Annotated in this window: 24 protein-coding genes; 14 read left to right on the top strand and 10 right to left on the bottom strand. The window is 72.2% G+C overall.

Going from position 1 to position 24862, the window contains the following annotated elements:
- Positions 1-5: 5 nt before the first annotated feature.
- The 3 genes from mycP to ACFYPG_RS12990 are packed head-to-tail and all read left to right on the top strand — an operon-like array spanning position 6 to position 2932.
- Positions 6-1346 (top strand): type VII secretion-associated serine protease mycosin, encoded by a 1341-nt coding sequence (gene mycP, locus ACFYPG_RS13000; RefSeq protein ID WP_387351974.1) that lies wholly within the window; start codon positions 6-8, stop codon positions 1344-1346.
- A 52-nt stretch (positions 1347-1398) separates the two neighbouring features.
- Positions 1399-2190: a phosphatase PAP2 family protein gene (locus ACFYPG_RS12995; protein WP_387351972.1), complete on the top strand. Its 792-nt coding sequence runs from the start codon at positions 1399-1401 to the stop codon at positions 2188-2190.
- A gap of 37 nt (positions 2191-2227) precedes the next feature.
- Positions 2228-2932 (top strand): phosphatase PAP2 family protein, encoded by a 705-nt coding sequence (locus tag ACFYPG_RS12990; RefSeq protein WP_355005977.1) that lies wholly within the window; start codon positions 2228-2230, stop codon positions 2930-2932.
- Between the two features lie 19 nt (positions 2933-2951).
- Here the strand turns inward: ACFYPG_RS12990 and ACFYPG_RS12985 are convergent, their stop codons facing one another.
- The 6 genes from ACFYPG_RS12985 to ACFYPG_RS12960 form a co-directional block, all read right to left on the bottom strand.
- On the bottom strand, positions 2952-4130 hold the full coding sequence (locus ACFYPG_RS12985; RefSeq protein WP_355005978.1) for a MarP family serine protease: 1179 nt from the start codon (positions 4128-4130) through the stop codon (positions 2952-2954).
- A gap of 63 nt (positions 4131-4193) precedes the next feature.
- Entirely contained in the window at positions 4194-4886 is a 693-nt protein-coding gene (locus tag ACFYPG_RS12980) for a CoA pyrophosphatase (protein ID WP_355005979.1), read from the bottom strand.
- Entirely contained in the window at positions 4883-5575 is a 693-nt protein-coding gene (locus ACFYPG_RS12975) for a redoxin family protein (RefSeq protein WP_387351970.1), read from the bottom strand. Before ACFYPG_RS12975 ends, ACFYPG_RS12980 begins: the two co-directional genes overlap by 4 nt.
- The gene (gene nth / locus ACFYPG_RS12970; protein WP_387351969.1) at positions 5572-6360 is read right to left on the bottom strand and encodes an endonuclease III; all 789 of its coding nucleotides are present in this window, start codon (positions 6358-6360) and stop codon (positions 5572-5574) included. The genes ACFYPG_RS12975 and nth overlap by 4 nt, the downstream gene beginning before the upstream one ends.
- Positions 6361-6401: 41 nt before the next feature.
- Entirely contained in the window at positions 6402-7580 is a 1179-nt protein-coding gene (locus ACFYPG_RS12965; protein WP_355005982.1) for a CapA family protein, read from the bottom strand.
- 11 nt (positions 7581-7591) lie between these two features.
- Positions 7592-8299: an adenosylcobinamide amidohydrolase gene (locus tag ACFYPG_RS12960; protein WP_387351967.1), complete on the bottom strand. Its 708-nt coding sequence runs from the start codon at positions 8297-8299 to the stop codon at positions 7592-7594.
- Positions 8300-8442: 143 nt separating this feature from the next.
- Here ACFYPG_RS12960 and ACFYPG_RS12955 point away from each other — a divergent pair, with 143 nt between their 5' ends.
- The 10 genes from ACFYPG_RS12955 to ACFYPG_RS12910 all read left to right on the top strand — a co-directional run bounded on the left by ACFYPG_RS12955 (position 8443) and on the right by ACFYPG_RS12910 (position 19994).
- The gene (locus tag ACFYPG_RS12955; RefSeq protein WP_007466162.1) at positions 8443-9120 is read left to right on the top strand and encodes a Crp/Fnr family transcriptional regulator; all 678 of its coding nucleotides are present in this window, start codon (positions 8443-8445) and stop codon (positions 9118-9120) included.
- 110 nt (positions 9121-9230) lie between these two features.
- Positions 9231-9974 (top strand): metallophosphoesterase family protein, encoded by a 744-nt coding sequence (locus ACFYPG_RS12950; protein WP_387351965.1) that lies wholly within the window; start codon positions 9231-9233, stop codon positions 9972-9974.
- 112 nt (positions 9975-10086) lie between these two features.
- The gene (locus ACFYPG_RS12945; RefSeq protein ID WP_387351964.1) at positions 10087-10695 is read left to right on the top strand and encodes an AAA family ATPase; all 609 of its coding nucleotides are present in this window, start codon (positions 10087-10089) and stop codon (positions 10693-10695) included.
- A gap of 175 nt (positions 10696-10870) precedes the next feature.
- Positions 10871-11476, top strand: a complete 606-nt coding sequence (locus ACFYPG_RS12940; protein WP_387351962.1) for a TetR/AcrR family transcriptional regulator — start codon at positions 10871-10873, stop codon at positions 11474-11476.
- Between the two features lie 37 nt (positions 11477-11513).
- The gene (locus tag ACFYPG_RS12935; protein WP_387351960.1) at positions 11514-12311 is read left to right on the top strand and encodes a TIGR03084 family metal-binding protein; all 798 of its coding nucleotides are present in this window, start codon (positions 11514-11516) and stop codon (positions 12309-12311) included.
- A complete protein-coding gene (locus ACFYPG_RS12930; RefSeq protein WP_387351959.1) occupies positions 12308-13984 on the top strand; it encodes an acyclic terpene utilization AtuA family protein in 1677 nt (558 codons plus the stop codon). The genes ACFYPG_RS12935 and ACFYPG_RS12930 overlap by 4 nt, the downstream gene beginning before the upstream one ends.
- Before the next feature lie 55 nt (positions 13985-14039).
- Positions 14040-15236, top strand: a complete 1197-nt coding sequence (locus tag ACFYPG_RS12925) for an acyl-CoA dehydrogenase family protein (protein ID WP_355005989.1) — start codon at positions 14040-14042, stop codon at positions 15234-15236.
- Positions 15233-16834 carry an acyl-CoA carboxylase subunit beta gene (locus ACFYPG_RS12920; protein ID WP_387351956.1) on the top strand — a complete coding sequence of 534 codons (1602 nt, stop codon included), beginning with the start codon at positions 15233-15235 and terminating at the stop codon, positions 16832-16834. The genes ACFYPG_RS12925 and ACFYPG_RS12920 overlap by 4 nt, the downstream gene beginning before the upstream one ends.
- An 11-nt stretch (positions 16835-16845) precedes the next feature.
- Entirely contained in the window at positions 16846-18834 is a 1989-nt protein-coding gene (locus tag ACFYPG_RS12915; RefSeq protein WP_387351955.1) for a biotin carboxylase N-terminal domain-containing protein, read from the top strand.
- Complete coding sequence (locus tag ACFYPG_RS12910; RefSeq protein ID WP_387351954.1) at positions 18831-19994, top strand: acyl-CoA dehydrogenase family protein; 1164 nt, start codon at positions 18831-18833, stop codon at positions 19992-19994. Before ACFYPG_RS12915 ends, ACFYPG_RS12910 begins: the two co-directional genes overlap by 4 nt.
- 27 nt (positions 19995-20021) lie before the next feature.
- On the opposite strand, the gene ACFYPG_RS12905 is transcribed toward ACFYPG_RS12910, so the two are convergent.
- Both ACFYPG_RS12905 and ACFYPG_RS12900 read right to left on the bottom strand, forming a co-directional pair.
- Positions 20022-21227, bottom strand: coding sequence for a hypothetical protein (locus ACFYPG_RS12905; protein WP_355005993.1), 1206 nt, complete (start codon positions 21225-21227; stop codon positions 20022-20024).
- Positions 21224-22165, bottom strand: coding sequence for a transporter substrate-binding domain-containing protein (locus ACFYPG_RS12900; RefSeq protein ID WP_355005994.1), 942 nt, complete (start codon positions 22163-22165; stop codon positions 21224-21226). Before ACFYPG_RS12900 ends, ACFYPG_RS12905 begins: the two co-directional genes overlap by 4 nt.
- A 168-nt stretch (positions 22166-22333) precedes the next feature.
- Here ACFYPG_RS12900 and ACFYPG_RS12895 point away from each other — a divergent pair, with 168 nt between their 5' ends.
- Entirely contained in the window at positions 22334-22675 is a 342-nt protein-coding gene (locus ACFYPG_RS12895; RefSeq protein WP_355005995.1) for a hypothetical protein, read from the top strand.
- Here ACFYPG_RS12895 and ACFYPG_RS12890 read toward each other — a convergent pair.
- Both ACFYPG_RS12890 and ACFYPG_RS12885 read right to left on the bottom strand, forming a co-directional pair.
- Entirely contained in the window at positions 22662-24158 is a 1497-nt protein-coding gene (locus ACFYPG_RS12890; protein ID WP_355005996.1) for a serine/threonine-protein kinase, read from the bottom strand. The genes ACFYPG_RS12895 and ACFYPG_RS12890 overlap by 14 nt on opposite strands.
- 30 nt (positions 24159-24188) lie before the next feature.
- A complete protein-coding gene (locus ACFYPG_RS12885) occupies positions 24189-24692 on the bottom strand; it encodes a hypothetical protein (RefSeq protein ID WP_355005997.1) in 504 nt (167 codons plus the stop codon).
- Positions 24693-24862 lie beyond the last annotated feature (170 nt).

Raw genomic sequence — 24862 nt, 5'->3', positions numbered from 1 at the left:
GATGAATGGCTGGGTATGTGACTGGGGTGCGGCACAGCGGTCCGTCGGCGGCCCGACGAGCGACCAGCAGGGCGCTGCTCGGCGTGGCCGCGGCGCTTGCTGTCGTGGCTCCGACCGCGGCAGTCGTGCCGGTCGCCGCGCCCACGAACGGTGGACAGCTCGCCGGCGCGCCGATGGCGTTCGCCCCCGGTGACGCCGTCGCCCGCACCGACCAGGTTCGCGACGAGCAGTGGCAGCTCGACGAGTTGCAGGCCGAAACGGCGTGGCGCAGCTCGACCGGCCGGGGCGTGACAGTGGCGGTGGTCGACTCCGGAGTGGACGGCAACCACCCCGACCTGGTTGGTCAGGTGCTTCCTGGCAAGGACCTGGTCGGCCCCGGTGGTGCGCCGGGCCCGGATCCGGTGGGTCACGGCACCACCGTCGCCGGCCTGATCGCCGGGCGCAACGACGACAAGCGGGGCGTGGTCGGCCTCGCACCGGACGCCCGGATCCTGCCGGTCCGCGTGCTGGACGAGGAGAACCGTTACGACGACGCGCTGATCGTCGCCCAGGGGGTCCGCTGGGCGGTCGACAACGGCGCGCGTGTGATCAACCTGTCGCTGGGCGGCAGCGGTGACAGCCCGGCCCTGGCCGCCGCTCTGGACTACGCGTTCGTCCGGGACGTGGTCGTGATCGCCTGCACCGGCAACCTGGCCACCTCCACCAGCACCAAGGTCTGGTACCCGGCTCGGGAGCCGGGTGTGATCGCGGTGTCCGGTCTCGAACGCAGCAGCGACAACCTGTGGTCCGGCTCGATCACCGGCCGGGCGACGGTGCTCACCGCTCCCGCCAGCGGCCTGGTCGGCGCCAAGCCTCCGGGCGGGTACTGGCGGGTGCAGGGCACCAGCTTCGCCGCGCCACTGGTGGCGGCGACCGCCGCACTGGTCCGGTCCCGCTATCCGCGGATGCCCGCCGGTGAGGTGGTCAACCGGTTGTTGGCCACCGCCCGGGACCTGGGCCCGACCGGGCGGGACGACCGCTTCGGGTACGGGGTGGTCGACCCGGTCGCCGCGTTGACCGCTCAGGTGCCGCCGGTGACCGCCAACCCGTTGGACGACCAGACGTCGCCGGGCGTGACCGGGTTCGGCCCGGCGCCCGGCTCGGTCGATGATGATCCGGTGGCCGGAGCGGGCGCCGATCCACTCGGTCTCGCCGCAGCCGGTCAGCAGAGCCGCTGGACGGCTCGGGCGGCGGGCGGTCAGGACACGTCAGCGCCGGAGCAGATGTGGGTCACTGTCGTGCTCCTCGCCGCTCTGGTCGGCGGTGCGGCCCTGATGGTGCGCCGGTTGCGTCAGCGGACCCGTTGATCGCGACCGGCCGGCAGGCCTGAGCGGCTGCCCGGCCGGGTAGAACGGACCCATGAGTACGCACCGGCCGCCCACCCTCGCTCCCACCGGCCAGCCGTCCTGGCGGCGCCGCCGATTCGACCCGGACCATGCGCTGGGTCTGCGGCTCACTCTCGCCGCGACAGCGGCGTTCCTGGTGCTGGTGCCGTTCGCGCTGCTCACCCTGCTGGTGCTCGGTGCCTGGGCACCGCTGCACCGGCTGGACGCGGCGGTCACCGACGCGCTGCACGGCTACGCCCAGGATCACCCGGCCTGGGTCGCGCTGATGCGAGGCTGGACCGAGGTGTTCGCACCGATGCCACTGCGCGCCGTGGTCCTGCTCCTGGTGGTCTGGTTGCTGCGCCGGGGAGCCCGTCGGCTGGCCCTCTGGGCGGCCACCACAATGGTCGTCGGCGGGTTGGTCGGTCCGCTGCTCAAGTTGCTGGTCGGCCGGGACCGACCGGAGTTGCTGGACCCGGTGGCCCGGGCCGCCGGCTACTCGTTCCCCTCCGGGCACGCGCTGAACGCCACCCTGACCGCCGGGGTGCTGCTGCTGGTGCTCCTGCCCTACGCCCGGCGTGGGGTGGCGCGGGCCGCGCTCTGGGTGGCGGCGGTCCTGCTCACAGTGGTGACCGGGCTGAGCAGGGTGACGCTGGGCGTGCACTTCACCAGCGACGTGGTGGGTGGATGGTTGCTCGGTGTGGCGGTGGTCGCTGCCACCACCGCCGCGTTCACCAGTTGGCGCGCACACACCGGTCTTCGGCCGGTCCGGCCGACCCGCGACGGCGTTGCTCCCGAGGTCGAACGGCACCCGGGAGCGGCCTGAGGAGTGACGACGAGCTCGGCCGGGTACTGGGCGACCCATGTCCGAGACCGTGGTCCAGATCCTCCGGCGGGTGCTGCTGCCGGTGTCCCTCCTGCTGGGGCTCATGGTGCTGCTCGGGGTGCTGGTCACCCGGGTGTTCTCCCGTACCTGGCCGTTCACCGTCGAGGACGCGGTGAACCGAGAGTTGGCCGCCGACCGCACCGGCGGCTGGAACAACGTCTCGCTGGTGTTCAGCACGCTGGCCAGCACCCAGATGATCGTCGTGGTCACAGTGCTGGTGGCGTTGGCGCTACGGCTCTGGCTGAAGCGCTGGCGCGAGCCGCTGTTCCTGTGCGCGGCGGTGACCGCCCAGGCACTGGTGTTCCTTCTGACCACGCTGGCGATCGACCGGCGGCGGCCGGCGGTGGAGCACATGGACGTCTCGCCACCCACGTCGAGCTTCCCGTCCGGGCACACCTCGGCGGCGGTGGCGCTCTACGTCGGCATCGCCGTGCTGCTGGCGCTGCGGGCACGGAGCACCGGCGCGAAGGTCGCCTGGTGGACGCTGCTGCTGATGGTGCCGCTGGGCGTGGCGCTGACCCGGATGTACCGGGGCATGCACCACCCGAGCGACGTGGTGGCGTCCTTCGTCAACGGCGGCACGTGCGTCGCGATCATGGCCCGTGCCGTGCTGGACCGGGGGCTGCGGTGGGGCCGGGCGAAGCTACCGGCCGTCAGGCGTCCCGCCCCGGCTCAAAGCTGAGCCGACCTCGCGGCGACGCTCAGGTGCACTCGCCGGTGCCGACCTGCCTGTTGCGTTCGGCACCGGCCAACGCCACCGGGCGGGCCTCGGCCGCCGTCACGGCGAAGCCGGTGTTCGGGTCGTCGGACGCCGCCGCGAAGATGACACCGAGCACCAGGCCATTGGCGGAGAGCAGCGGACCCCCCGAGTTACCGCTGCGGACCAGCGCCCGGATCGTGTAGATCTCCCGGGTCACCTCGTTGGACGAGTAGATGTCCGGGCCCTTGATCCGGTCGACGTCCCGGACCCGCGCCGACTGCGCGTTGTACGGGCCGTCGAGCGGGAAGCCGAGCACTATCGCGTCGGAGCCACTGCCCGCGTTGCCGGCGGCGAACCGCAGGGACGGCCCGGGCAGCCCGGGCACGAGCAGCACCGCCAGATCCCGGCTCGGGTCGTAGACCACCACCTTGCCGTCGTACCGCTCGCCGCCCAGCTCCACGGCGACCGAACGGGTGCCGGCCACCACGTGCGCGTTGGTCATCACCCGGTCGTCCGCGTACACGAAGCCGGAACCCTCGATCCGGCGTGAGCAGCTGGGCGCGGAGCCGAGCACCTTCACGACCGACTGCCGACCGCTGACCACCACCTGCGAGCCGGCCAGTGCCGGGTCCGGCGGGTCGACCTGCCGGGCCCGGGTGGGCGCGAGGTCACCGAAGACGTCCGGGAACCCGTCGGTGTCGACGGTGTCCTCCAGCGCCGTGGACAGCTGGTGGGCCTGCTCCGGCAGGACCTGGTTGACCACCGTGATCAACGCGCTGTTGCGGACCGAGGCGGCGAGCCAGGGCACCGAGGACGAGCCGAGCGGCACGGCGACCAGCCAGGCGAGCAGGAGCACCGCGAACAGCGAGACGAGCGCCCCACCGACGTCGTCGGCCCGTTTGCCCACGTCGCTGGTGATCGTCTTGCGCAGGTGCGAGCCGAGCCAACCGGCGAGTGCCTGCCCGACCACTGCCAGCCCGAAGATGGCCACCAGCGAGATCAGCACACGGGTGCCGGCGTCCACGAACTGTCTGGCGAACAGCGGCCCGAGCTGGAGACCCAGCAGCAGACCCAGGAAGAAGCCGGACAACGACGTGACGCCGATGACGAAACCCTGGCGGTATCCGCTGATCGCGAACACGAGCATGAGCAGCAGCAGGACGAGATCCACGACGGACACGGGTCAAGCGTACGGGCAGTGTGCCCGCCGGATGACCATCGCTTGCGGATGGTGACCGCGCGGTCAGCGCAGGGCGTTCTCGTCAGCCTCGTCGGTGCCGGCGGACGGGGCCGGTGTCGCCCTGGTCGGCGGAAGCTCCACTACCCGGTCGAGCGACCACGGGCGAGCCCAGCCGCCCATCTCGAGCAGGGTGGCGAGCACCCCGGCGGTGAAGCCCCAGACGAGCATCCCGCGCGCCGAGAACGCCGGCCCGATCCAGCCGCTCGGGTGCCGGACCCGCAGTCGGTTGGCCGGGTCGACCAGCTCGCTGACCGGCAGGCGGGCGACGTGCGCCACCTCGGCCGGCTCCCGTGGGTGCACCGGGTGCGGGTCGTGCCACCAGGCCAGCACCGGCGTGACCACGAAGTCGCTGACCGGGATCCACAGTTTCGGCAGCTCGGCCAGCACTGTCACGCTGGCCGGGTCGAGACCGACCTCCTCGTTCGCCTCACGCAGGGCGGTGGCGCGGACGTCGGCGTCCTCCGGGTCGGCCGCACCCCCGGGAAAGGCAGGCTGGCCGGCGTGGTTGCGCAGGGTGGCGGCGCGTTGCAGGACCAGCACGTCGGGACCCGCGCCGGGCTGCTCACCGAGCAGCACCAGCACGGCGCTCTCCCGACCGCCCTCGGTCGGCGTGGTCAGCCGGGTGAAGTCCTCGGCGCGGGCGGTGCCCAGCCGGGTCAGCAACGGATCGATCCATCCGGGTGGCCGACGGGTCACGCCGGCACCGCCAGGCCGAGGTGCTGGCGGACCAGCTCGGCGAGCTTGGTGTCGTCGAGAGCGCCGCTGGCGTCGATGTGCCGGACCTGACCGTCGCCGTCGACGAAGAGGGTCAGCGGAATGGCGTTGCGCTTCAGCTCGCGCTGTAGCGCCTCGCCCTGGTCCACCAGGATCGGGAACCGGACGCCGAAGTCCTCACCGATGGACTGGGCGCCGCCCCGGCTGTCCCGACTGTTGACCCCGATCACCTGGAGCTGACCGGTGGCCCGCTCGCTGAGGCGTTGGAAGGCGGGCAGCTCCTTGCGGCACGGCGGGCACCAGGAGGCCCACACGTTGATCACCGCCGGCCCGGCCACCTCCCGCAGCACGACGGGGGCCCCGCCGGTGAAGCAGGAGAGCGTCAGCTCCGGCAGCGCCGACCCGCCAGCGGCGGGGGCCGTCGTGCCAGGCGTACCGGAGGCCGTCGGGCCCGAGCCGGGCGACGGCGGAATCGCCGTTGCCGGGGTCGCCGCGCCGGAGCCGGGCGACGGTGCCGTGGGCGCCGTGCTCAGCGTCGAACAGTCCCGGAACGGCGATGGTCGCTCAGCGGCGGCCGGGCGGGGAGCTGGCTCGTCGTCGGCAGTGCCGCTGGTGCAACCGGTGACCGCCAGCAGCAGCGGCAGGACGGCGAGGGCGAGGCGGCGGTTCACGGCACCTCCGCAGCGACCGCCTGCGCGGGCACCAGACCCGGGTCGACCCCGGCAGCCACCGCGAGGTCGCGCGCCCGAGGGCCCTTGAGCAGCTTGGCGGCGGCCGCCGGCTCGGTCGGGCCGGTGCCGTACGAAGGGCAGAGCTTCGCGAGCGTGCAGGCGCCGCAGGCCGGCTTGCGGGCGTGGCAGACCCGTCGCCCGTGGAAGATGATCCGGTGCGAGAGCATGGTCCAGTCGCGCTTGTCGTACAGCGCGCCGATCGCGTGCTCGATCTTGACCGGGTCGGTCTCGGTGGTCAGCCGCCACCGGTGGACCAGCCGCTGAAAGTGCGTGTCGACGGTGATGCCCGGGACATCGAAGGCGTTGCCCAGGATCACGTTGGCGGTCTTGCGGCCGATGCCCGGGAGCGTCACCAGGTCGACGAGCCGCCCCGGAACCCTGCCGTCGTACCGGTCGAGAAGGGCCTGACCGAGCTTGAGCAGTGAGTCGGTCTTGTTGCGGTAGAAGCCGGTGGGCCGGATCAACTCCTCCATCTCGCCCCGGTCGGCGCCGGCGTACGCGGCAGCGCTCGGGTAGCGGGCGAAGAGCTTCGGGGTGACCTCGTTGACCTTCTTGTCCGTGCACTGGGCGGACAGGATCGTGGCGACGGCCAACTCCAGGGCGTTGGAGTGGTCCAGCTCACAATGCGCGTCGGGATGCGTCTCGGCCAGCACCCGGCCGATCTTGCGAGCACGGCGTTTGCGCCCGAGATCGGTCTCGCTGGCACCGGGAGGGCTACTGGTCACGACGGTCAGCCTACGTCGCACCCCGGACGTTCCCCGTCGGGTCAGCCGGCGGTCGGCGCCGTGATCTTCCCCTGCCCGTCGAGGCGAGCGCCGCCCTTCGGGAAGTCGGCGCGACTCAACTCGGTGACCAGGCCCAGGCCCCGGTCGTCCGGGTCCATGGTCGGCTTGCCCGCGGAGTTCATGTACGTGGAGGTGAACGAGCCGCCGGCCCAGCTGCCGTCCGGCTTGAGCGACACCTTCAGCACCCCGCCCCAGCCGAGGCGACCGTCGTTGCTCAGCGAGTTGCCGCCGCCGGCGAAGTTGCCCAGGCTGTACGCGATCAGGCGCCCCTTGTAGAACTCCATCCCGCGCAACACGTGCGGGCCGTGCCCGACGATCAGGTCGGCGCCAGCGTCGATCATCGCGTGCGAGAACTTCACCGGATCGCCCCGGTTCTCGCCCAGGAACATCTCGGTGCCCGGCTTCACCCGGGTCTTGTCGACACCCTCGCCACCCATGTGCACCTGCACCACGACCAGGTCGGCCATGGTGGCGGCCTTGGCGACCACCGCCTTGGCCTTGTCGATGTCGACGAGGCTGTTGGACCAGACGTACGACGAGAAGCCGGCGACGGCGACCTTGACGCCCTTGACGTCGACCACGGTGATCTCGTTCGGCGCGCCGGTGTGCTCCAGGTCGTACTTCTTCAGCGCCTTCTGGGTGTTCTCGTAGCCCTTGGGCCCGTAGTCGTAGCCATGGTTGTTGGCCTGGTTGAGCACGTCGAAGCCGGCGTCACGCAGGTGGGCGGCGTACTCCGGCGGGGCGCGGAACTGGAAGCAGCGGGTGGAGTTCGCCCCGCACTTGCCGGTGCCCGTGTCGACAGTCAGCGGCTCCTCCAGGTTGCCCATCACCAGGTCGGCCTTGAGCGCGTCGGTGACCGAGTTGAAGAAGCCCTTACCGCCGGCGGCGGGCAGCCGACTGGGCGCGTTGCCCATGATGATGTCGCCGGTGGCGGAGAGCGAGATCGCGCCACCCTGACCGGACGACGCGGGCCCGGTGGCCTTCGGGCCGGTCGTGGAGACCGGCGCGCCGGTCCCACCACCTCCCGCGCCGGGCTGCCAGACGGGTGCCTCACCACCGGGGTCGGCACAGCCGGCCACGAGGAGGGCGGCCAGCAGCGCGGCGAGGCCGAGGGCGACGCGGCGGCGCGGGCGGGACGCGAGGGGGGCGGGAGCATACATCGCCCGCGACCCTACCGGTCGTTAAACGCGCCAACGACAGCCGATCGGTTGGACTTTGGGCCCCTGAGCTGGTCGGACCACGGCACCACCGGCCGGGAACCGCCGGCGAGCACCGCAGCGTGCACCGCTCGGGCGAGCGGGGCGCCCCAGGTGGAGCGCGGCCCGCCGTACGCGGCCTCCGGCCCGCCCACCGGGCAGAGCACCGTGACCGCGTCGGTGGGCGTGCCGGTCCCCGGCAACCCCAGCTCGGCGATCGCCTGGGTCTTCGCCTCGGTCGCGGTGGACACCGCGTTGACCAGCGCGGAGTCGGCGAGCCGGGCCGGCACGTACACCACGATGTTGACAGTGCCGACGCGGGGGCCGAGCGCGGCCGGCGTCGGCGCGGCAGCGGGCACCGGTGTGCCGAGCCCGACCGTCGCCCAGGCCCGCACCCCGGCGTCGCTACGCGCCACCACCTCGGCCACATCGACGCCGGTCAGCAGGCCGATCCCGGGCCCGTCGAGGGTCAGCTCGGCGGCGAGCGAGGCCAGGTGCGCCGCGGGGTCCTCCCGGTCGTACGACATCGGGACCGTCGCGTTCAACACCCACCCCCGGACCCCGATGCCACCGCCCAGCGGGGCACTGCTGGCCGCCCGCAGGGGCACGTCCGCACGCCAGACGAGCAGCGGTACGTGCCGCCCGTCCTCGGCGCGGCTGGTCAGAGTCGGCTCGCTCAGCACGTCCGGCAGGTTACGCCCACCGATCAAGATTCCAGGGGCGACCTCTGATTCGTGCTCACGTGCGCCTAGACTTGGCGGCGCGCGAGGGGATCAGCGGACGGCGGCCCCGGCCGACGGACGGCACGCGCAACCGGAGGTGCGCAATGGACGAGGTACTGGCCCGCAGCGGGATCTTCCAGGGTGTTGACCCGGAAGCTGCCGAGGCGCTTGCCAAGGAGATGGAGACGATCGAGGTCCGCAAGGGCGAGATCGTCTTCAATGAGGGCGAGCCCGGTGACAGCCTCTACATCCTGCTGTCCGGGAAGATCAAGGTTGGTCGCCGCGCAGCGGACGGCCGGCAGAACCTCATCGCGGTGATGGGGCCGTCGGACATGGTCGGTGAGCTGTCGCTCTTCGACCCGGGTCCGCGTACGGCGACCGCCACCGCGGTGACCGACACCCGGCTGGTGCGGCTGCGTAAGCAGGCGCTGCGGCCGTGGCTCAACAACCGCCCGGAGATCGCCGAGCAGCTGCTGCGGGTGCTCGCCCGACGGCTGCGTCGGACCAACGACTCGCTCGCCGACCTGATCTTCACGGACGTGCCGGGTCGGGTCGCCAAGAACCTGCTCCAGATGGCGGGCCGCTTCGGCACCCGCGACGGCGGCGTTCTGCGGGTGACCCACGACCTCACCCAGGAGGAGATCGCCCAGCTCGTCGGCGCCTCCCGGGAGACCGTCAACAAGGCGCTGGCCGACTTCGCCTCGCGCGGCTGGCTGCGGTTGGACGGCAAGAGCATCATCATCCTGGACCCGGAGCGCCTGGCCCGCCGCGCCCGCGTCTGAGCAGTACAACGCGTCCCCGCCTGCCGTCACCGGCCGCAGGCGGGGACGTCTGCCGTCTGCCTGGCGCAGAATCGCTGGCCTCGATGGATGTCAGCGGTGATGGTGGGGCCATGGTGAATCGTGTTGCGGTGCTCTCCGACATCCACGGCGTCCTGCCGGCGTTGGAGGCCGTCCTGGCCGAGCCGGACGTGGCCGCCGCCGATCTGATCGTGCTCACCGGTGACATCGCCGCCGGCCCGCAACCGGTCGAGGCGCTGGACGTGCTCGCCGGTTTGGGCGAGCGGGTGTGCTGGGTCGGCGGCAATTGCGAGCGCGAGCTGGTCGAGGCCCGGGCCGGTCGCCCGGCGTCGATCGAGGTGTCGAACTGGGCCGCCGGGCAGCTACGCGACGACCAGGTGGCCCGGCTCGCCGCACTGCCGACGACGGCGACGCTGGACATCGACGGCCTCGGGCGGACGCTGTTCTGCCACGCGACGCCCCGCGACGACGAGGAGGTCGTGCTCGTCGACTCCCGGATGGCGCGCTGGGCGGACGTGTTCGACGGTCTTCCCGCCGAGGTTTCCACTGTCGTCTGCGGCCACACGCACATGCCCTTCACCCGGTTGGTCGATCGGCGCCTGGTGGTCAATCCGGGCAGCATCGGCATGCCGTACGGGGGCGCGGGCGCGTGGTGGGCGCTGCTCGGGCCGGGCGTCCAGCTACGCCGCACCGCCTTCGACGTGGACGCGGCCTGCGCCCGGGTGGCGGCCGAGTCGGCCTTCCCCGCCGCTGCCGCCTGGGCCGACGAGTACCTGCGCTCCCAGCACAGCGACGCGGACGCGCTGACCGTCTTCGGCCCCCGCGACGGCCGCTGAGCCCTACGTACGGCAGCGGACCGGTCAGGGACGGCAGGATAGGGCCGTGCCGAAGAACCCGCCCGAGTCCGTGCAGCAACCTCACCCGCCGGGCGGGTCCGGCCCGATCCGAGTGTCAGCGGGACTCGTGCTCCTCGTCGGCCCGCCGGCCTCCGGCAAGACCAGCCTCCTGCGGGCACTGATCGCGCTCGGCCAGATCGACGCGGATGCCGTGGTCTCCAGCGACGAGATTCGCGCGGAGTTATTCGGCACCTCACCCACCGCCGTGAACTCCGACGCGGCGGACGCTCGAATCTTCGAGGAACGCGACCGCAGGATCGTCGCCCGGCTCGCCGCCGGGCGCAGCGCGGTCGCCGAGTCAACGAACGTCACGCCGCAGGCGCGTGCTCGACTCATCGCCATCGCCAGACGGTTCGACGCCCCGGTGACCATGCTGCGATTCAATCCGGACGTCGCCGACCTCCTCCACCAGTACACCGAGCGAGGCCGCACCGACGTCACCGCCGCAGACGTCCGCGCTTACGCCGCTGTCATGGCCCGGCACGCCGACGCCAACCATCTGCGTTTCGAGGGCGCGGACGCCGTCCACGACGTCCCCGGACGCCGGGAGGGCGCCACGCCCGCCGAGGCCGCGGCCCACTTCCCATTCACCTGGCACCCGACGCCTCCAGACTCGCCTTCCCCCGGCCCCCACGAACGTCCGCAGAGCAGCACCCCCTGACGAGGCCGCTCCGTCCCGGTGGATCATGGAGTTGTGGTGCCCGTTACGAGTTATAAAATGGCTTTTGTCAACCACCACAACTGCATGATCGACCCGGGGGCGCCGGGCGCCGGGAGACGGCTCTCGAGAAAAAGTCAGGCTTGACTGTTTGTTTCGTAGGCAGCAGGCTGTCTCCGTGCCCGCCGCATCGACGCGTGTCCCCCAGCAGGAACGCAGCCGCGCCACCCAGGCCCGGCTGCTGGAGGCGACCGTCGACTGCCTGATCGAGCACGGCTGGTCCGGCACCACGACCACAGTCGTCGCGGCGCGGGCCGGTGTTTCGCGTGGGGCGCAGCTGCACCACTACCCGACGAAGGCGGCGCTGGTGACGGCCGCCGTGGCCCACTTGGCCGAGCGCCGGGCCGACGAGTTGCGCACCGAGGCCGAGGCGCTGCCGGCTGGCCCGCAGCGGTTGGACCGGGTCGTCGACCTGCTCGCCGTGGCGTTCACCGGGCCGCTGTTCGTGGCCGCGCTTGAGCTCTGGGTCGCCGCCCGCACCGATCGGGAGCTGCGGGACGCCCTGGTGCCGCTGGAGGCGAGGGTGGGGCGGGAAATGCACCGGCTCACCGTCGCCCTGCTCGGTGTCGACGAGCGTCGACCGGGTGTCCGCGAAGCGGTGCAGGCCACGCTCGACCTGCTCCGCGGGCTCGGGGTGGCCAACCTGCTCAGCGACGACTCCGCCCGCCGGGCCGCTCTTCTGACCACCTGGAAGCGCCAGCTCGCCACCCTGCTCACGCCCTGACCGCCGGCCGCAGCGGCCACCACCGACCGGAGGCACCATGGTCGACCTCAGCGACCTGCTCACGGACCTGGCCGACGAGTCCGCCCAACTGGACGCCCTGGTGGCGCCACTGCCCGTGGCCGACTGGGCGAGGCCGACCCCCGCGCCGGGCTGGAGCATCGGGCATCAGATCGCCCACCTCGCCTGGACCGACCACGTCGCGCTGTTGGCCGCGACCGATCCCGAGGCGTTCTACGCGACGGTCACCGCCGCGCCGGACGTGACCCGACTCGTCGACGTCGGCGCTGAGGAGTTCCTCGCCCCGCCGGCCGAGCTGCTCCCCCGCTGGCGGGCCGGGCGCACCGCGCTCGTCGACGCACTGGCCGCCGTTCCGGCCGGCGGCAAACTGCCCTGGTACGGCACGCGGATGTCGGCCACCTCGATGGCCACCGCCCGGATCATGGAGACCTGGGCGCACGGCGCGGACGTGGCCGACGCCCTCGGCGTGGTCCGCCCCGACAGCGACCGACTCCGGCACGTGGCGCACCTGGGCGTGCGTACCCTCGGGCACGGTTTCGCCGCGCACGGCCGGGAGGCACCGGCGGCGCCGGTCCGGGTCGAGCTGGTCGGGCCCGGCGGCGACACCTGGAGCTGGGGTCCGGCGGACGCCGCCGACCGGGTCACCGGCCCGGCTCGGGACTTCTGCCTGCTGGTCACCCAGCGCCGGCACCGCGCGGACCTCGCTCTGGTCGCCACCGGGCCGGTCGCCGACGAATGGCTCGACGTGGCGCAGGCCTTCGCCGGGCCGCCAGGTGACGGCCGGCAGCCGGCCGGCGGGATCGGGGTACCGGCATGATCCGCATCGGCAACGCCTCCGGCTTTTACGGCGACCGGTTCACCGCCTGGCGGGAGATGCTCGACGGCGGTGAGCTGGACGTGCTGACCGGCGACTACCTCGCTGAGTTGACCATGCTGATCCTGGCCCGGGACCGTATGCGCGACCCCGACCTGGGCTACGCGAAGACGTTCCTGCGGCAACTGGAGACCTGCCTCGGCACCGCCCTCGACCGAGGGGTGCGGATCGTGACGAACGCCGGCGGGTTGAACCCGGCCGGCCTGGCCGCCGCGATCGGGAAGCTCGCCGACCGGCTCGGGCTACCGACTCAGGTCGGGTACGTCGAGGGCGACACGATCCAGCGACCGGACGCGTTGAGCGCCAACGCCTACCTCGGCGCGTTCGGGATCGCCGCCTGCCTCGACGCGGGCGCGGACGTGGTGGTCACCGGCCGGGTCACCGACGCGTCGCTGGTGGTCGGCCCGGCCATCGCCCGGTACGGGTGGGGCCGCGACGACCTCGACGAGCTGGCCGGGGCCACCGTCGCGGGGCACCTCGTCGAGTGCGGCGCGCAGGTCACCGGCGGCAACTTCAGCTTCTTCACCGAGCTGCCCGACGGCGGCCACCGGCCCGGGTTCCCGATCGCCGAGGTGCACCCCGACGGCTCGTCGGTGCTCACCAAGCATCCGGGCACCGGCGGCGCGGTCACAGTGGAAACTGTCACCGCCCAACTGCTCTACGAGATCGGCGGGCCGTCCTACCTCGGGCCGGACGTGGTCACCCGACTGGACACTGTGACGCTGCACCCCGACGGGGCGGACCGGGTCCGGGTCGCAGGCGTACGGGGAACCCCGCCCCCGCCCACGCTGAAGGTGGGCGTCAACAACCTCGGCGGCTTCCGCAACTCGATGACGTTCGTCCTGTGCGGCCTGCAGATCGAGGAGAAGGCGGCACTGGTCCGGGGGCAGGTCGAGGAGACGGTGGGCAAGGACGGGCTGGAGTTCACCCTCGCTCGGACCGACCATCCGGACGCCGTCGACACCGAGGCGGCCAGCGCCCTGCTGCACGTACACCTGCGCGACGGCGACAAGGCGCGGGCCGGGCGGGCGTTCTCGGCCGCCGCCGTGGAGTTGGCCCTGGCCTCGTACCCGGGCTGCACGCTGACCACACTGCCCGGTGACGCGACACCGTACGGCGTCTTCACCGCCGACGCGGTGCCGCAGGACACGGTGGCGCACGTCGCTGTGCTGCCCGGTGGCGAGCGGGTGCCGATCGCCCCACCGACCCGCACCGCCCCCACCTCGCCGGACGAATCGGCCCCGGGTGGCGAGGCGGCCATCGACGGCCCGACCCGACGCGGGGCGCTCGGCGAGGTGGTGGGCGCACGCTCCGGGGACAAGGCCGGGGACGCCAACCTCGGTGTCTGGGCGCGTTCCGACGCCGGGTACGCGTGGCTGCGGACCTGGTTGACAGTCGACCGGCTGGCCGAGCTGGTGCCGGAGACCGCCCCGCTGTCGGTGCGGCGCTACGAGTTGTCGAACCTGCGGGCTGTCAACTTCGTGATCGAGGGCCTGCTCGGCGCCGGGGTGGCCGCGTCCACGCGGTTCGACCCGCAGGCCAAGGCGCTCGGCGAGCTGCTGCGCGCCCGAATCGTCGACCTGCCGGCCGACCTTCCGACGGGGGCCTCCGGGTGAGCGCGAGGAGTGAGCCGGTCCTGCGAGCCCCGCAGTCGCGAACGAAGGAGGCGTGGTGAGCATCGTGGACACCCCGGAGCGCCGGCAACTACGCGAGCTGACCCGGGCGTTCGTGACCCGGGAGGTGTTGCCGCACCTGGACGACTGGGAGCGGGCCGGCGAGGTGCCCCGGGCGCTGCACGCGACCGCCGCGAAGCTCGGCCTGCTCGGCATCGGCTTTCCGGAGTCGGTGGGTGGCAGCGGCGGTGACCTGCTCGACTCGATCATCGTGACCGAGGAGCTGATCCGCTCCGGCGGCTCGTCGGGGCTGGTGGCGGCCCTGTTCACGCACGGGATCGCGTTGCCGCACATGGTCACGGCGGCCGGTGCCCGCACCGGTGGCTCGCTGGGCGGCCGGCTCGGCGGCACCGCGTCCCCGGCCGACGACAGTCTGATCGAGCGGTACGTGCGGCCCACTCTGTCCGGCACGATGATCGGCGCGCTGGCCATCACCGAGCCGGACGGCGGTTCGGACGTCGCCGGCATCCGCACCACCGCCCGCCGCGACGGCGACCACTACGTGGTGAACGGGTCGAAGACGTACATCACCAGCGGGCACCGGGCCGACTTCGTGACCACTGCGGTGTGTACCGACTTCCCCGGCAGCGGCTCGCTCACCCTGCTGGTCATCGACAAGGGGTCGCCCGGGTTCACAGTGGGACGCCGGTTGGAGAAGCTGGGCTGGCACTGCTCTGACACCGCCGAGCTGTCCTTCGCTGACGTGCGGGTGCCGGTCGCCAACCGGATCGGCGCGGAGGACACCGGCTTCCTGGCGATCATGCAGAACTTCGCGGCGGAACGGCTGTCGCTGGCGACCCAGGCGTACGCGACAGCGCAGCGCTGCGTCGAGTTGGCGGTGCGCTGGTGCCGGGACCGGGAGACCTTCGGGCGTCCGCTGGCCAGCCGGCAGCTGATCCGGCACCGGTTGGCCGAGATGCACACCCGGGCCGAGGCCGCCCGGTCGTACGTGCACGAGGTCGCAGGTCGGGTCGCTGCCGGCGAGCCAGTGGTGACCGAGGTGGCGATGGCGAAGAACGTGGCGGTGGCCGCCTGCGACCACGTCGTCGACCAGGCGTTGCAGCTGCACGGCGGGTTTGGCTACCTGCGCGACGCCGAGGTGGAGCGGCACTACCGCGACGCGCGGATCCTCGGCATCGGCGGCGGCACCACCGAGATCATGAACGAGATCATCGCGAAAGGCATGGGCCTATGACCACATTGGACAGCACCGTCGACCCGTCCTCGCCCTCGTACCTGGCGAACCGGGCCGCGTTGCTGGAGCGGTTGACCGAGTTGGACGCCGCGCTGGACCAGGCGCGGGCGGGTGGCGGCGAGAAGTACGTGACCCGGCACCACGCCCGCGGCAAACTGCTCCCCCGCGAGCGGATCGAGCTGCTGGTGGACGCCGACAGCCCGTTCCTGGAGCTGTCGCCGGTAGCCGCGTACGGCTCGGACTTCCCGGTCGGGGCCAGCGTGGTCACCGGCATCGGGGTCATCGAGGGCGTGGAGTGCCTGATCGTCGCCAACGACCCGACGGTACGCGGCGGCGCTGTCAACCCGTGGTCACTGGCGAAGACCCGGCGGGCCGGCGAGATCGCCCTGACCAACCGGCTACCCATGATCAATCTGGTGGAGTCGGCGGGGGCGGACCTGCCCACCCAGGCGGAGATCTTCATTCCCGGCGGTCGGGTGTTCCGTGACCTCACCCGGCTCTCGGCGGCCGGCATCCCCACTGTCAGCGTGGTTTTCGGCAACGCCACGGCCGGCGGTGCGTACGTGCCGGGGATGTCCGACCACGTGATCATGATTCGGGACCGGTCACAGGTCTACCTGGCCGGTCCGCCGCTGGTGAAGATGGCGACCGGCGAGGTCACCGACGACGAGTCGCTGGGTGGCGCGGCGATGCACGCCGGCACGTCCGGGCTCGCCGACTACCTGGCCGTTGACGAGCGGGACGGCATCCGGCTGGCCCGGCAGTGCGTCCGCCGGTTGAACTGGCGAAAGCAGGGCCCGTCGCCGCGGACGGCGGTGCCACAGCCGCCGAAGTACGACCCGGAGGAACTGCTCGGCATCACCAGCGCCGACCTGAAGGTGCCGTTCGACCCCCGGGAGGTGCTGGCCCGGGTACTTGACGGCAGCGACTTCGACGAGTTCAAGCCGGCGTACGGGGACGCGCTGGTCACCGGTTGGGGCGAGCTGCACGGATACCCGGTGGGGGTGCTGGCGAACGCCCGGGGGGTGCTGTTCAGCGCGGAGGCGCAGAAGGCGGCCCAGTTCATCCAGCTCGCGAACGCCTCGGACACCCCGTTGATCTTCTTGCAGAACACCACCGGCTACATGGTCGGCACCGAGTACGAGCAGCGCGGCATCATCAAGCACGGCGCGTTGATGGTCAACGCGGTGTCGAACTCGACGGTGCCGCACCTGACGGTGAACATGGGCGCCTCCTACGGCGCCGGCAACTACGGCATGTGCGGCCGGGCGTACGAGCCGAGGTTCCTGTTCACCTGGCCGAACGCGAAGTCGGCGGTGATGGGCCCGGCGCAGCTCGCGGGGGTGCTGTCGATCGTGGCCCGGCAGGCGGCTGCCGCGCGAGGGCGCGACTACGACGAGGATTCCGACGCGGCGATGCGTTTGATGGTCGAGCAGCAGATCGAGTCGCAGTCCGGCGCGCTCTTCCTCTCCGGCCGGCTCTACGACGACGGGGTGATCGACCCCCGGGACACCCGGACCATCCTCGGGCTCTGCCTCTCGGCGATCCACAACGGACCGGTGAAGGGCGCCGACGGTTTCGGCGTCTTCCGGATGTAGAAGGGCCACTTATGATCAACAGACTGCTCGTGGCCAACCGGGGCGAGATCGCCCGTCGGGTCTTCGCCACCTGCCGCGCAGTGGGCGTGCAGACCGTTGCCGTGCACTCGGACGCGGACGCCGACGCGCCGTTCGTGGCCGAGGCCGACCAGGCCGTACGCCTGCCGGGGAGAACGCCTGCCGAGACGTACCTGCGGGTCGACCTGATCCTGGAGGCGGCCCGGCGCAGCGGCGCGGACGCCGTCCACCCCGGTTACGGGTTCCTCGCCGAGAACGCCGAGTTCGCGGCGGCGGTGACCGACGCCGGCCTGACCTGGGTCGGCCCGCCGGCCAAGGTGATCGCCGCGATGGGCGACAAACTGGCGGCGAAGGCGTTGCTCGCCGAGGCGGGCGTGCCGATGCTGCCGAGCTGGACCGACACCGACGGGATCACCGACTTCCCGGTGTTGGTGAAGGCGTCCGCCGGCGGTGGTGGCCGGGGCATGCGGATCGTCCGGACCGCCGACGAACTGGCCGAGGCCGTGGCCTCCGCGCGCCGCGAGGCGGCTGCCGCGTTCGGCGACGGCACTGTCTTCATCGAGCGGTACGTCGAGCGCGGCCGGCACGTCGAGGTGCAGATCTTCGGTGACGCCCACGGTCGGGTGGTGGCCCTCGGCGACCGGGAGTGCTCGATCCAGCGGCGGCACCAGAAGATCGTCGAGGAGGCGCCGGCGGTTGTGTCGGACCGGGTGCGGACGGCGTTGCACGAGGCGGCGGTGGCCGCCGGGCGCGCTGTCGACTACCTGGGCGCGGGCACTGTGGAGTTCCTGCTCGCCCCGGGCGGTGAGTTCTTCTTCCTGGAGATGAACACCCGCCTTCAGGTCGAGCATCCGGTCACCGAGTTGTGCACCGGACTGGACCTGGTGGGTCTGCAACTGCTCGTCGCCGAGGGTGAGCCGTTGCCGGCGGCCCTGCCGGCGAGCACCGGGCACGCGATCGAGGTGCGCCTCTGCGCCGAGGACGCGGCGGCGGGTTGGCGGCCGGCCACCGGGACCCTGCACCGGTTCAGCGTCGGCGATGTGGCGACCGAGTTCGGTGGGCTGGCCGGGCCAGGCCTGCGGCTCGACTCGGGTGTGCTGGCCGGCTCGGTGGTCGGGGTGCACTACGACTCGATGCTCGCGAAGGTGGTCGCCTGGGGTCGTACCCGCGCGGAGGCGACCCGGCTGCTGGCCAGCGCGTTGGCCCGGGCCGAGCTGCACGGGGTGACCACCAACCGGGATCTGCTGGTCCGGGTGCTGCGCAGCCCCGCGTTCGCCGCCGTGGAGATCGACACGGGTTTCCTGGACCGGCACCCGGAGGTCTTCACCCCGCTGCTGCCCGCCGACCGGCTGCCGGTCACCGCCCTCGCCGCGGCGCTGGCCACGGCCGCCCAGCGCCGGGCGACAGCACCGGTGCTCTCCGGGCTCCCCTCCGGCTGGCGCAACGTGCCCGCCGTTCCCCAGACCACCCGCTTCGTCGGGCTGGACGGCGACGAGATCGAGATCCGCTACCGGCTGGACCGGGTCGGCCGGCTCACCGACTGGTCCAGCACGTCGGCGACGGAGGAGTCGACCGAGCGACCGACGGTGGCGCTGGTCGAGGCCACAGCGGACCGGGCAGTGCTCGACGTCGACGGGGTCCGCCGCGCGTACCGCGTGCACCGGGTGGGGGCGGATGTCTTCGTGGACGGCCCGGACGGGGCGGCGAGCCTGGCCGAGCTGCCGCGTCTCCCGCTGCCCACCGCGGCGGTGGCGGCCGGGTCGCTGCTCGCGCCGCTGCCCGGCGTGGTGACCCGGGTGCACGTCAAGGTCGGCCAGCGGGTCGCCGCCGGTGATCCGCTGCTCACGCTGGAAGCGATGAAGCTGGAACATCCCGTGCTCGCCCCGATCGACGGCGTGGTGGCCGAGTTGCCGGTGCCAACCGGCGGTCAGGTGCAGACGGGCGCCGTGTTGGCCGTTGTCGACGAAAAGGACCCCCGATGACCTTCGACCTCACCCCCGAGCAGGACCAGTTGCGCGACGCCGTGCGGGCGCTCGGCCGCCGGTACGGCCACTCCTACTTCGTCGAGAAGGCGAGGACTGGCGAACACACCACCGAGCTCTGGGCGGAGGCCGGACGGCTCGGCTACCTGGGGGTCAACATCCCCACCGAGTACGGCGGCGGGGGCGGCGGCATCACCGAGCTGGCCATCGTCTGCGAGGAGTTGGCGGCGGCGGGTTGCCCGCTGCTGCTGCTGGTGGTCTCCCCCGCCATCGCGGCGACGGTGCTCAGTCGGCACGGCACCGAGGAGCAGCGCAAGCGGCACCTGCCGGGCCTCGCCGACGGCTCCCAGAAGATCGTTTTCGCGATCACCGAGCCGGAGGCCGGTTCCAACTTCCACCGGCTCGGCACCGTGGCCCGGCGCGACGGCGACGACTGGGTGCTCAACGGTCGCAAGTGCTACATCTCCGGGGTCGACGAGGCCGGTCATGTGCTGGTGGTGGCGCGTACCGAGGATTCCTCCACCGGCAAGCTGAAGCCGGCGCTGTTCCTGGTGCCGACCGACGCGGCCGGGCTGACCCGCTCCAAGTTGGACATGGAGATCGTGTCTCCGGAGAACCAGTTCCTGCTCTACCTGGACGACGTGCGGGTGCCCGCCGAGGCGCTGCTGGGTGAGTCGTTGGACGCCGGGCTTCCGGCGCTCTTCGCCGGGCTCAACCCGGAGCGGATCACGGTGGCCGCGATGGGTGCCGGCACCGGTCGGTACGCCATCGAGCGGGCCAGTGAGTACACCGCCACCCGCAAGGTCTGGGGTGGTCGGAGCATCGGCTCGCACCAGGGGGTGTCGCATCCGCTGGCCCACGCGGCGGTGCAGGTGGAGCTGGCCCGCCTCATGATTCAGAAGGCGGCCACCCTGTACGACGCCGGCCGCGACCTGGAGGCCGGGGTGTCCGGCAACATGGCCAAGTACGCGGCCGGGGAGGCCGCCGCGCTCGCCGTGGACACTGCCGTACAGGTGCTCGGCGGGGCCGGAATGACCACCGAGTACGGCGTGGCGACCCTGCTCGGCGCCGTCCGGGCCGGCCGGATCGCCCCGGTCAGCCGCGAGATGATCCTCAACTTCGTGGCCCAACACGTCCTCGGCCAGGACAAGTCCTACTGACGGCGCACTGGGCGGGCGGGGCGGGGTTCAGGCCGGGGTACGGCAGGCGGCGTCGATGCGGTGGACCGGGCGGACCCGTCGACCCATGCCCTCCAACAGCGAATCCTCGACGTGGAAGTCGTGAATGCGCAGTTGGTGGCGGGGCAGCTCCTCTTCGCTCGGGCAGAGCACCTGGGCACGGACCAGACCGACCGGAACATACCGGACCCCGCCCCGTTCCTGAAGGATCACCATGTTGACGTCGTCGGTGGTGATCACGTGCCCGCGAACGTCCTCGGTGGGCCCACTCTCCGCGCCCACCGTGGTGACGGTGAGCGGCAGCACCGGTGTGGTGATCACCGGCACCGCCGCCCAGACCAGGGTGGCGAGCACCGCCACCTCGGTCACCGACGCCAGCGGCCGGATCACCAGGCCCGGCAGCGGCCCCGCGACGAAGAGCGCGAGCAGCGGGGGCACCACGATGAGCGCCAGCACCAGCCACTCGTCGCCCTGCCGCATCGCGTCGCGCATCGTGGGCAGCATCAGCCAGCCGTACCCGGCGAGCAGCGCGCCGATCAGCAGCAACCGAGGCGCGACCCGCTCGTGCAGCCGCGCCGGGCTCAGTTGGAACGCGGCCACGAACGCCGGCAACAGCAACGGCAGATAGAGCAACGGCCAGGTGATCAGGGCGAGCAGGAAGCTGGCCAGCACCACCCAGGCCGGGGTGATGTCGGCCCAGCGGGCGAAGAGCGGGCGGCGACGGGTGCCGGGCGGAAGCCGGTCCGCGCTGACGGCCAGTACCGCGCCGAGCGCGAAGACGGCGACCAGCCCGGTGGAGAGCAGCCGCGCCGCCGTGGTCAGGAAACCGGCGAGCAGGTTCACCGGCCCGACGTTGGCCACCAGCAGCAGCGTGGTCTGGAGCTCCCCGCCGGCCTCCACGCCGAGGCGGAGCACCGAGAAGATCGCCGGCACGCCCACCACCGCCGTCCAGAACGACTGGCTGGCGCGGGCACGCCGCTCCGCCGGATCCCAGCGGACCCGCCCCGGCTCAACCGCGGCGACGACCGGCTCGGCCGGTTCGGCGACCGGCACCGCGGCCGGCCAGGCAACGTCACCTTCCGCGCCGACCGGACGATCCACGGCCGGCGGCGCTGTGGCCGTACCGTCGATCGGCGACGCGTCGCCGCCGGGCACTGACGTGCGGGGCGGCGGGACCGGCCCGTCGCCGCCGGTGGCGGTCGGCGCCGCGCTCACTTCGCGGGCGCCTTGTCGTCGAAGTCGACAAGCTTCGGCACCTCCAGCGGCTGCGGCTGGCGCTTCTCAGCCTTCAGCCAGGGGCCCAGGGTCCGGTTGTACGCGGTCTGCCAGGGGCTGGCATCTCCGTCGCGGCCCTGTACGTAGCTCTTCTGCAGGAAGAACGCGACCAGGTCGCGCAGCGCGGGATCACCGATCGGCACGCCGATGCCCAGCAACTCGCTGGTGCCGAACGGCATGTCCACGATCTCGAACTCCTTGGGGAAGCTGGCCAGGAAACCGGCGAGGATCGACTCGTCGGAGCTGACCGCGTCGTACCGCCCCTTCCGGATGCCGTCGACGCAGTCGCCGACGTCCTTGACCACGAACGTCTTGACCTGGTGCTTCTCCAACTCGGCCTCGGTGGTGGAGCCGCCGCTGGTGCAGACCTTGTACGCCGGGTCGCGCAGATCCTCGATGGTGCGGATCCTGTCCTTGAGTCGGATCGGCACCATCACCTCCTGCGTGGTGACGAAGTACGGCCCGGCGAAGCTGACCAGCTGCTTACGGTCCTCCGTCATGGAGAAGCTGGACACCACCAGGTCGACGGTGCCACCTTGCAGCGACGGGATCCGGTCCTCGGTCGCGACCGAGACGAACTCCAGCCGCTGGTCCCCCTCGTAGCCGAGGGAGGCCGCGATGTACCGGGCGATCTCGACGTCGAACCCGACGTGCTGGCCGTTTCGCAACTCACCCATCAGCGGCTCGTTGGTGGCGACACCGATCCGCAGCTTCGACTGACCGTAGATGTGCGTCTCGCGCATCTTCTCCTGCACGGAGGGCAGGTCTGGCTCCTTCCGGCTGTCGCAACCGGCCGCTGCGGCGAGCACGAGAGTGAGAGCGACCGCCAGCGTCGACGCGATCGGGCGGAGCCGGGACTGCGAACTGCCTGAGTTCATGGGCGACCTCGCTACCGGAAGGGCCTGCGGACCACCGAGAGTAGCGGTTCTTGTCCAATCCGTGTGCGCGCGGTGGGCCCTGTCCAGTGGACGGCTCGGATCGACGTCGATCGGCGCGGCGGTCGGCTCTGCGGTTGACAGCCGGCCAGGTCGCGACATGCTGGACACGTGAGCCGATTGTCCAGACCCGATGCGCGCACGGTGGCGGTGCTCGCGGCGCTGGGAGCCCTTGCGCCGCTGGTCATGCTGGTCGTGTGGCGCCGACAGGACCTCCTCGGCGTGGTTCTCGCGCTGCTCTGCGTGCTAATGACCATGGTCGCCGGGGTCGCGGTCTCGGCCGCCCGTCAGGTCGACGATCCGGAGCCGGCGGACCGGTCGGCAGCCTTCGGGCCGCCCGAGCTGATGCCGTACGGGATCGACGCGGACACCCTCGATGCCCTCGACCCCAGGGACGCGTTGCGTGCGGTGCGTGACCGCCGACGCGGGTCGAACGGGCTCAGCGGCCGGTGAGCGTGGGTGCGGTGAGCCCGTCCACGCCGCGCCCCGCCAGACACCGGTAGGTCCGGTCGATGCTGCCGTCGATCGGCGGTAGCACCTCCAGGTGCCAGCCGGTCGCCTCGCCGATCCCGGTGGTCAACCGGAACGTCGTGGCGCTGCACACCTGCCGCACCGGCTCAGCGGCGGTCACCTCGTCGTAGTCGGCGCCGACCAGCGACACCGGCAGGATGCCCTCGGCGTACGTCTCCCAGGTGTGTCGGCCGGCGCAGGACAGCCGAGCCGCCTCGGCGCGGCTGCCGCGGATCCGCATCGGGCCGAAGCACTCCAGCTCGGGCAGACACCGGGCACCCTCGGGCAGGGCGGTGGGCGCGCCGGTGCCGGTGGAGCAGCCGGGCAGCGGCCCGGTCGCCGGTGCGGCGATCTGGGTGGCCGACGGGTACGGGGTGGGTGGCGGTGCCCGGTCAGCGACCCAGGCACCGGCGGTCGCGGAGGCGGCGAGCGCGAGCACCCCGGCGCCGCCGAAGAGCCAGCGCCGCCAACGCCGACCGGTGGGGCCCGCCCGCTGGGTGTCCTCGATGGGCGATCGGGGCACCGGCTGGTTGGCCGCGTACGGGCCGGAGAGCGTCGCGGCACCGCTGACCGGAGCGCCGCTGACGGGTGCCGCCGGCGAGCCGAGTGGGAGGTTGTTGAGCAGGTCGTGCAACTCCAGGGCGGAGGGACGCTCGCCCGGATCGTTGGCCATGCCTACGCGCAGCACGTCGATCAGCTCGTCCGGCACTCCGGGCAGCGCGGGGAGCGGCTGGTTGAACATCTCCAGCACGGTGACCAGGCTCGGGTTGCGCTCGGACTGCCAGCGCGGCGGTCGGCCGTGCATCACCGCGTAGAGGGTGGCGCAGAGCGCGTACACGTCGACGGCCGGGGACGGCGGGCTGTGGCTGAACATCTCCGGCGGCGCGTACGCCGGGGTGAGCACCTCCAGGGTGACCGAGGCGTCCCGGTGCTCGGCGAGGACGGCGAGCCCGAAGTCGGCGAGCACCGCCGAGTTGAAGTGCGAGTGGAGGATGTTCGCCGGTTTCACGTCCCGGTGCAGCACCCCGGCGGCGTGCGAGTGGGCCAGCGCGTCCGCGATCTTGATGCCGAGGTCGCGGGCCTCCACCGGGCCGAGCGGTGAGGTGCGCATCCGTTCGGCGTACGAGCCGTCGCAGAGCTCCATGATCAGGTAGGGGTGCTGATCGACTGTGACCCCCACGTCGAAGAGGTCCACCACGTGCGGGTGGGACGACATCCGACCGGCCGCCCGCGCCTCGCGCAGGAAGCGGGCCTGATCGCGCTCGCTGTCCAGCGTCCGGTTCTCCACTTTGACGGCGACCTCGCGACCCACGGAGATCTGAGTGGCCCGGTAGACGGTCGCGTACCCGCCCCGGGCAAAGACCCGCAAATCAGTCAGGCCGGGCACGATCGGCACTGGCACGCCGCCGGTCGGGGTGTCGGTCACCGCTCGAAAATACCCAACCCGACCGATGGCTCAGCGCACCGCGTCCGCCGGAGCCGCACCGGCGGGACCGGTACCCTCCTCGGCGACCGCAGTCGTCCCGGCACCCTCGGACGATCCGACCCCGCCGGCCGGGATGCCCCGCCGGGCGTCCAGACGCAGACCGACGGCGGTGGCCACGGCGCCCAGCCCTTCCCACGCCGCCACCCCGAAGAACCGGTCGGGAGCTATGTCGGCCAGCACCGCGATGGTGAACACGGTGAACGTGACCAGCCGGAAGACCACAGTGAACCGGTAGAACGCCCGCCACTCGGTCACCGTGGCCAGCAGGTAGTAGACGCCCATGTTGAAGGCCGCCATCGAGGACGCCAGCAGGAACGTCCCGGTGTGATCACCGACGGCCCGCGTCGCTGGCACCTCGAACCCGAGCATGCGCAGCTGCGCCTCCGGCCAGAGCAGCCCGACCGCGCCCATCACCAGCGCCAACACGCCGAAGACCGCGATGGTCCAGCCCGCGATGGATCGCGGCAGCTTCATGAAGGGCCTCCCCAGGCACGGCGAGGGTCACCACTGTGGACCCGTACGCGGTGGTGACACGCTAGCCGCTCCCCCCGACCACCACATCCCCAGAACCGGCAGAACCCGGCACCCCCCGGGGTCGCGTTGATCAAGAGCTTCCGGTCACCGGCGGGCCGGACTCTGACCGA

Origin of the sequence: Micromonospora sp. NPDC005553 (assembly GCF_042871765.1) — a bacterium.
Taxonomy (GTDB): Bacteria; Actinomycetota; Actinomycetes; order Mycobacteriales; family Micromonosporaceae; genus Micromonospora.
This window is presented reverse-complemented; position numbering and strand designations above follow the sequence as displayed.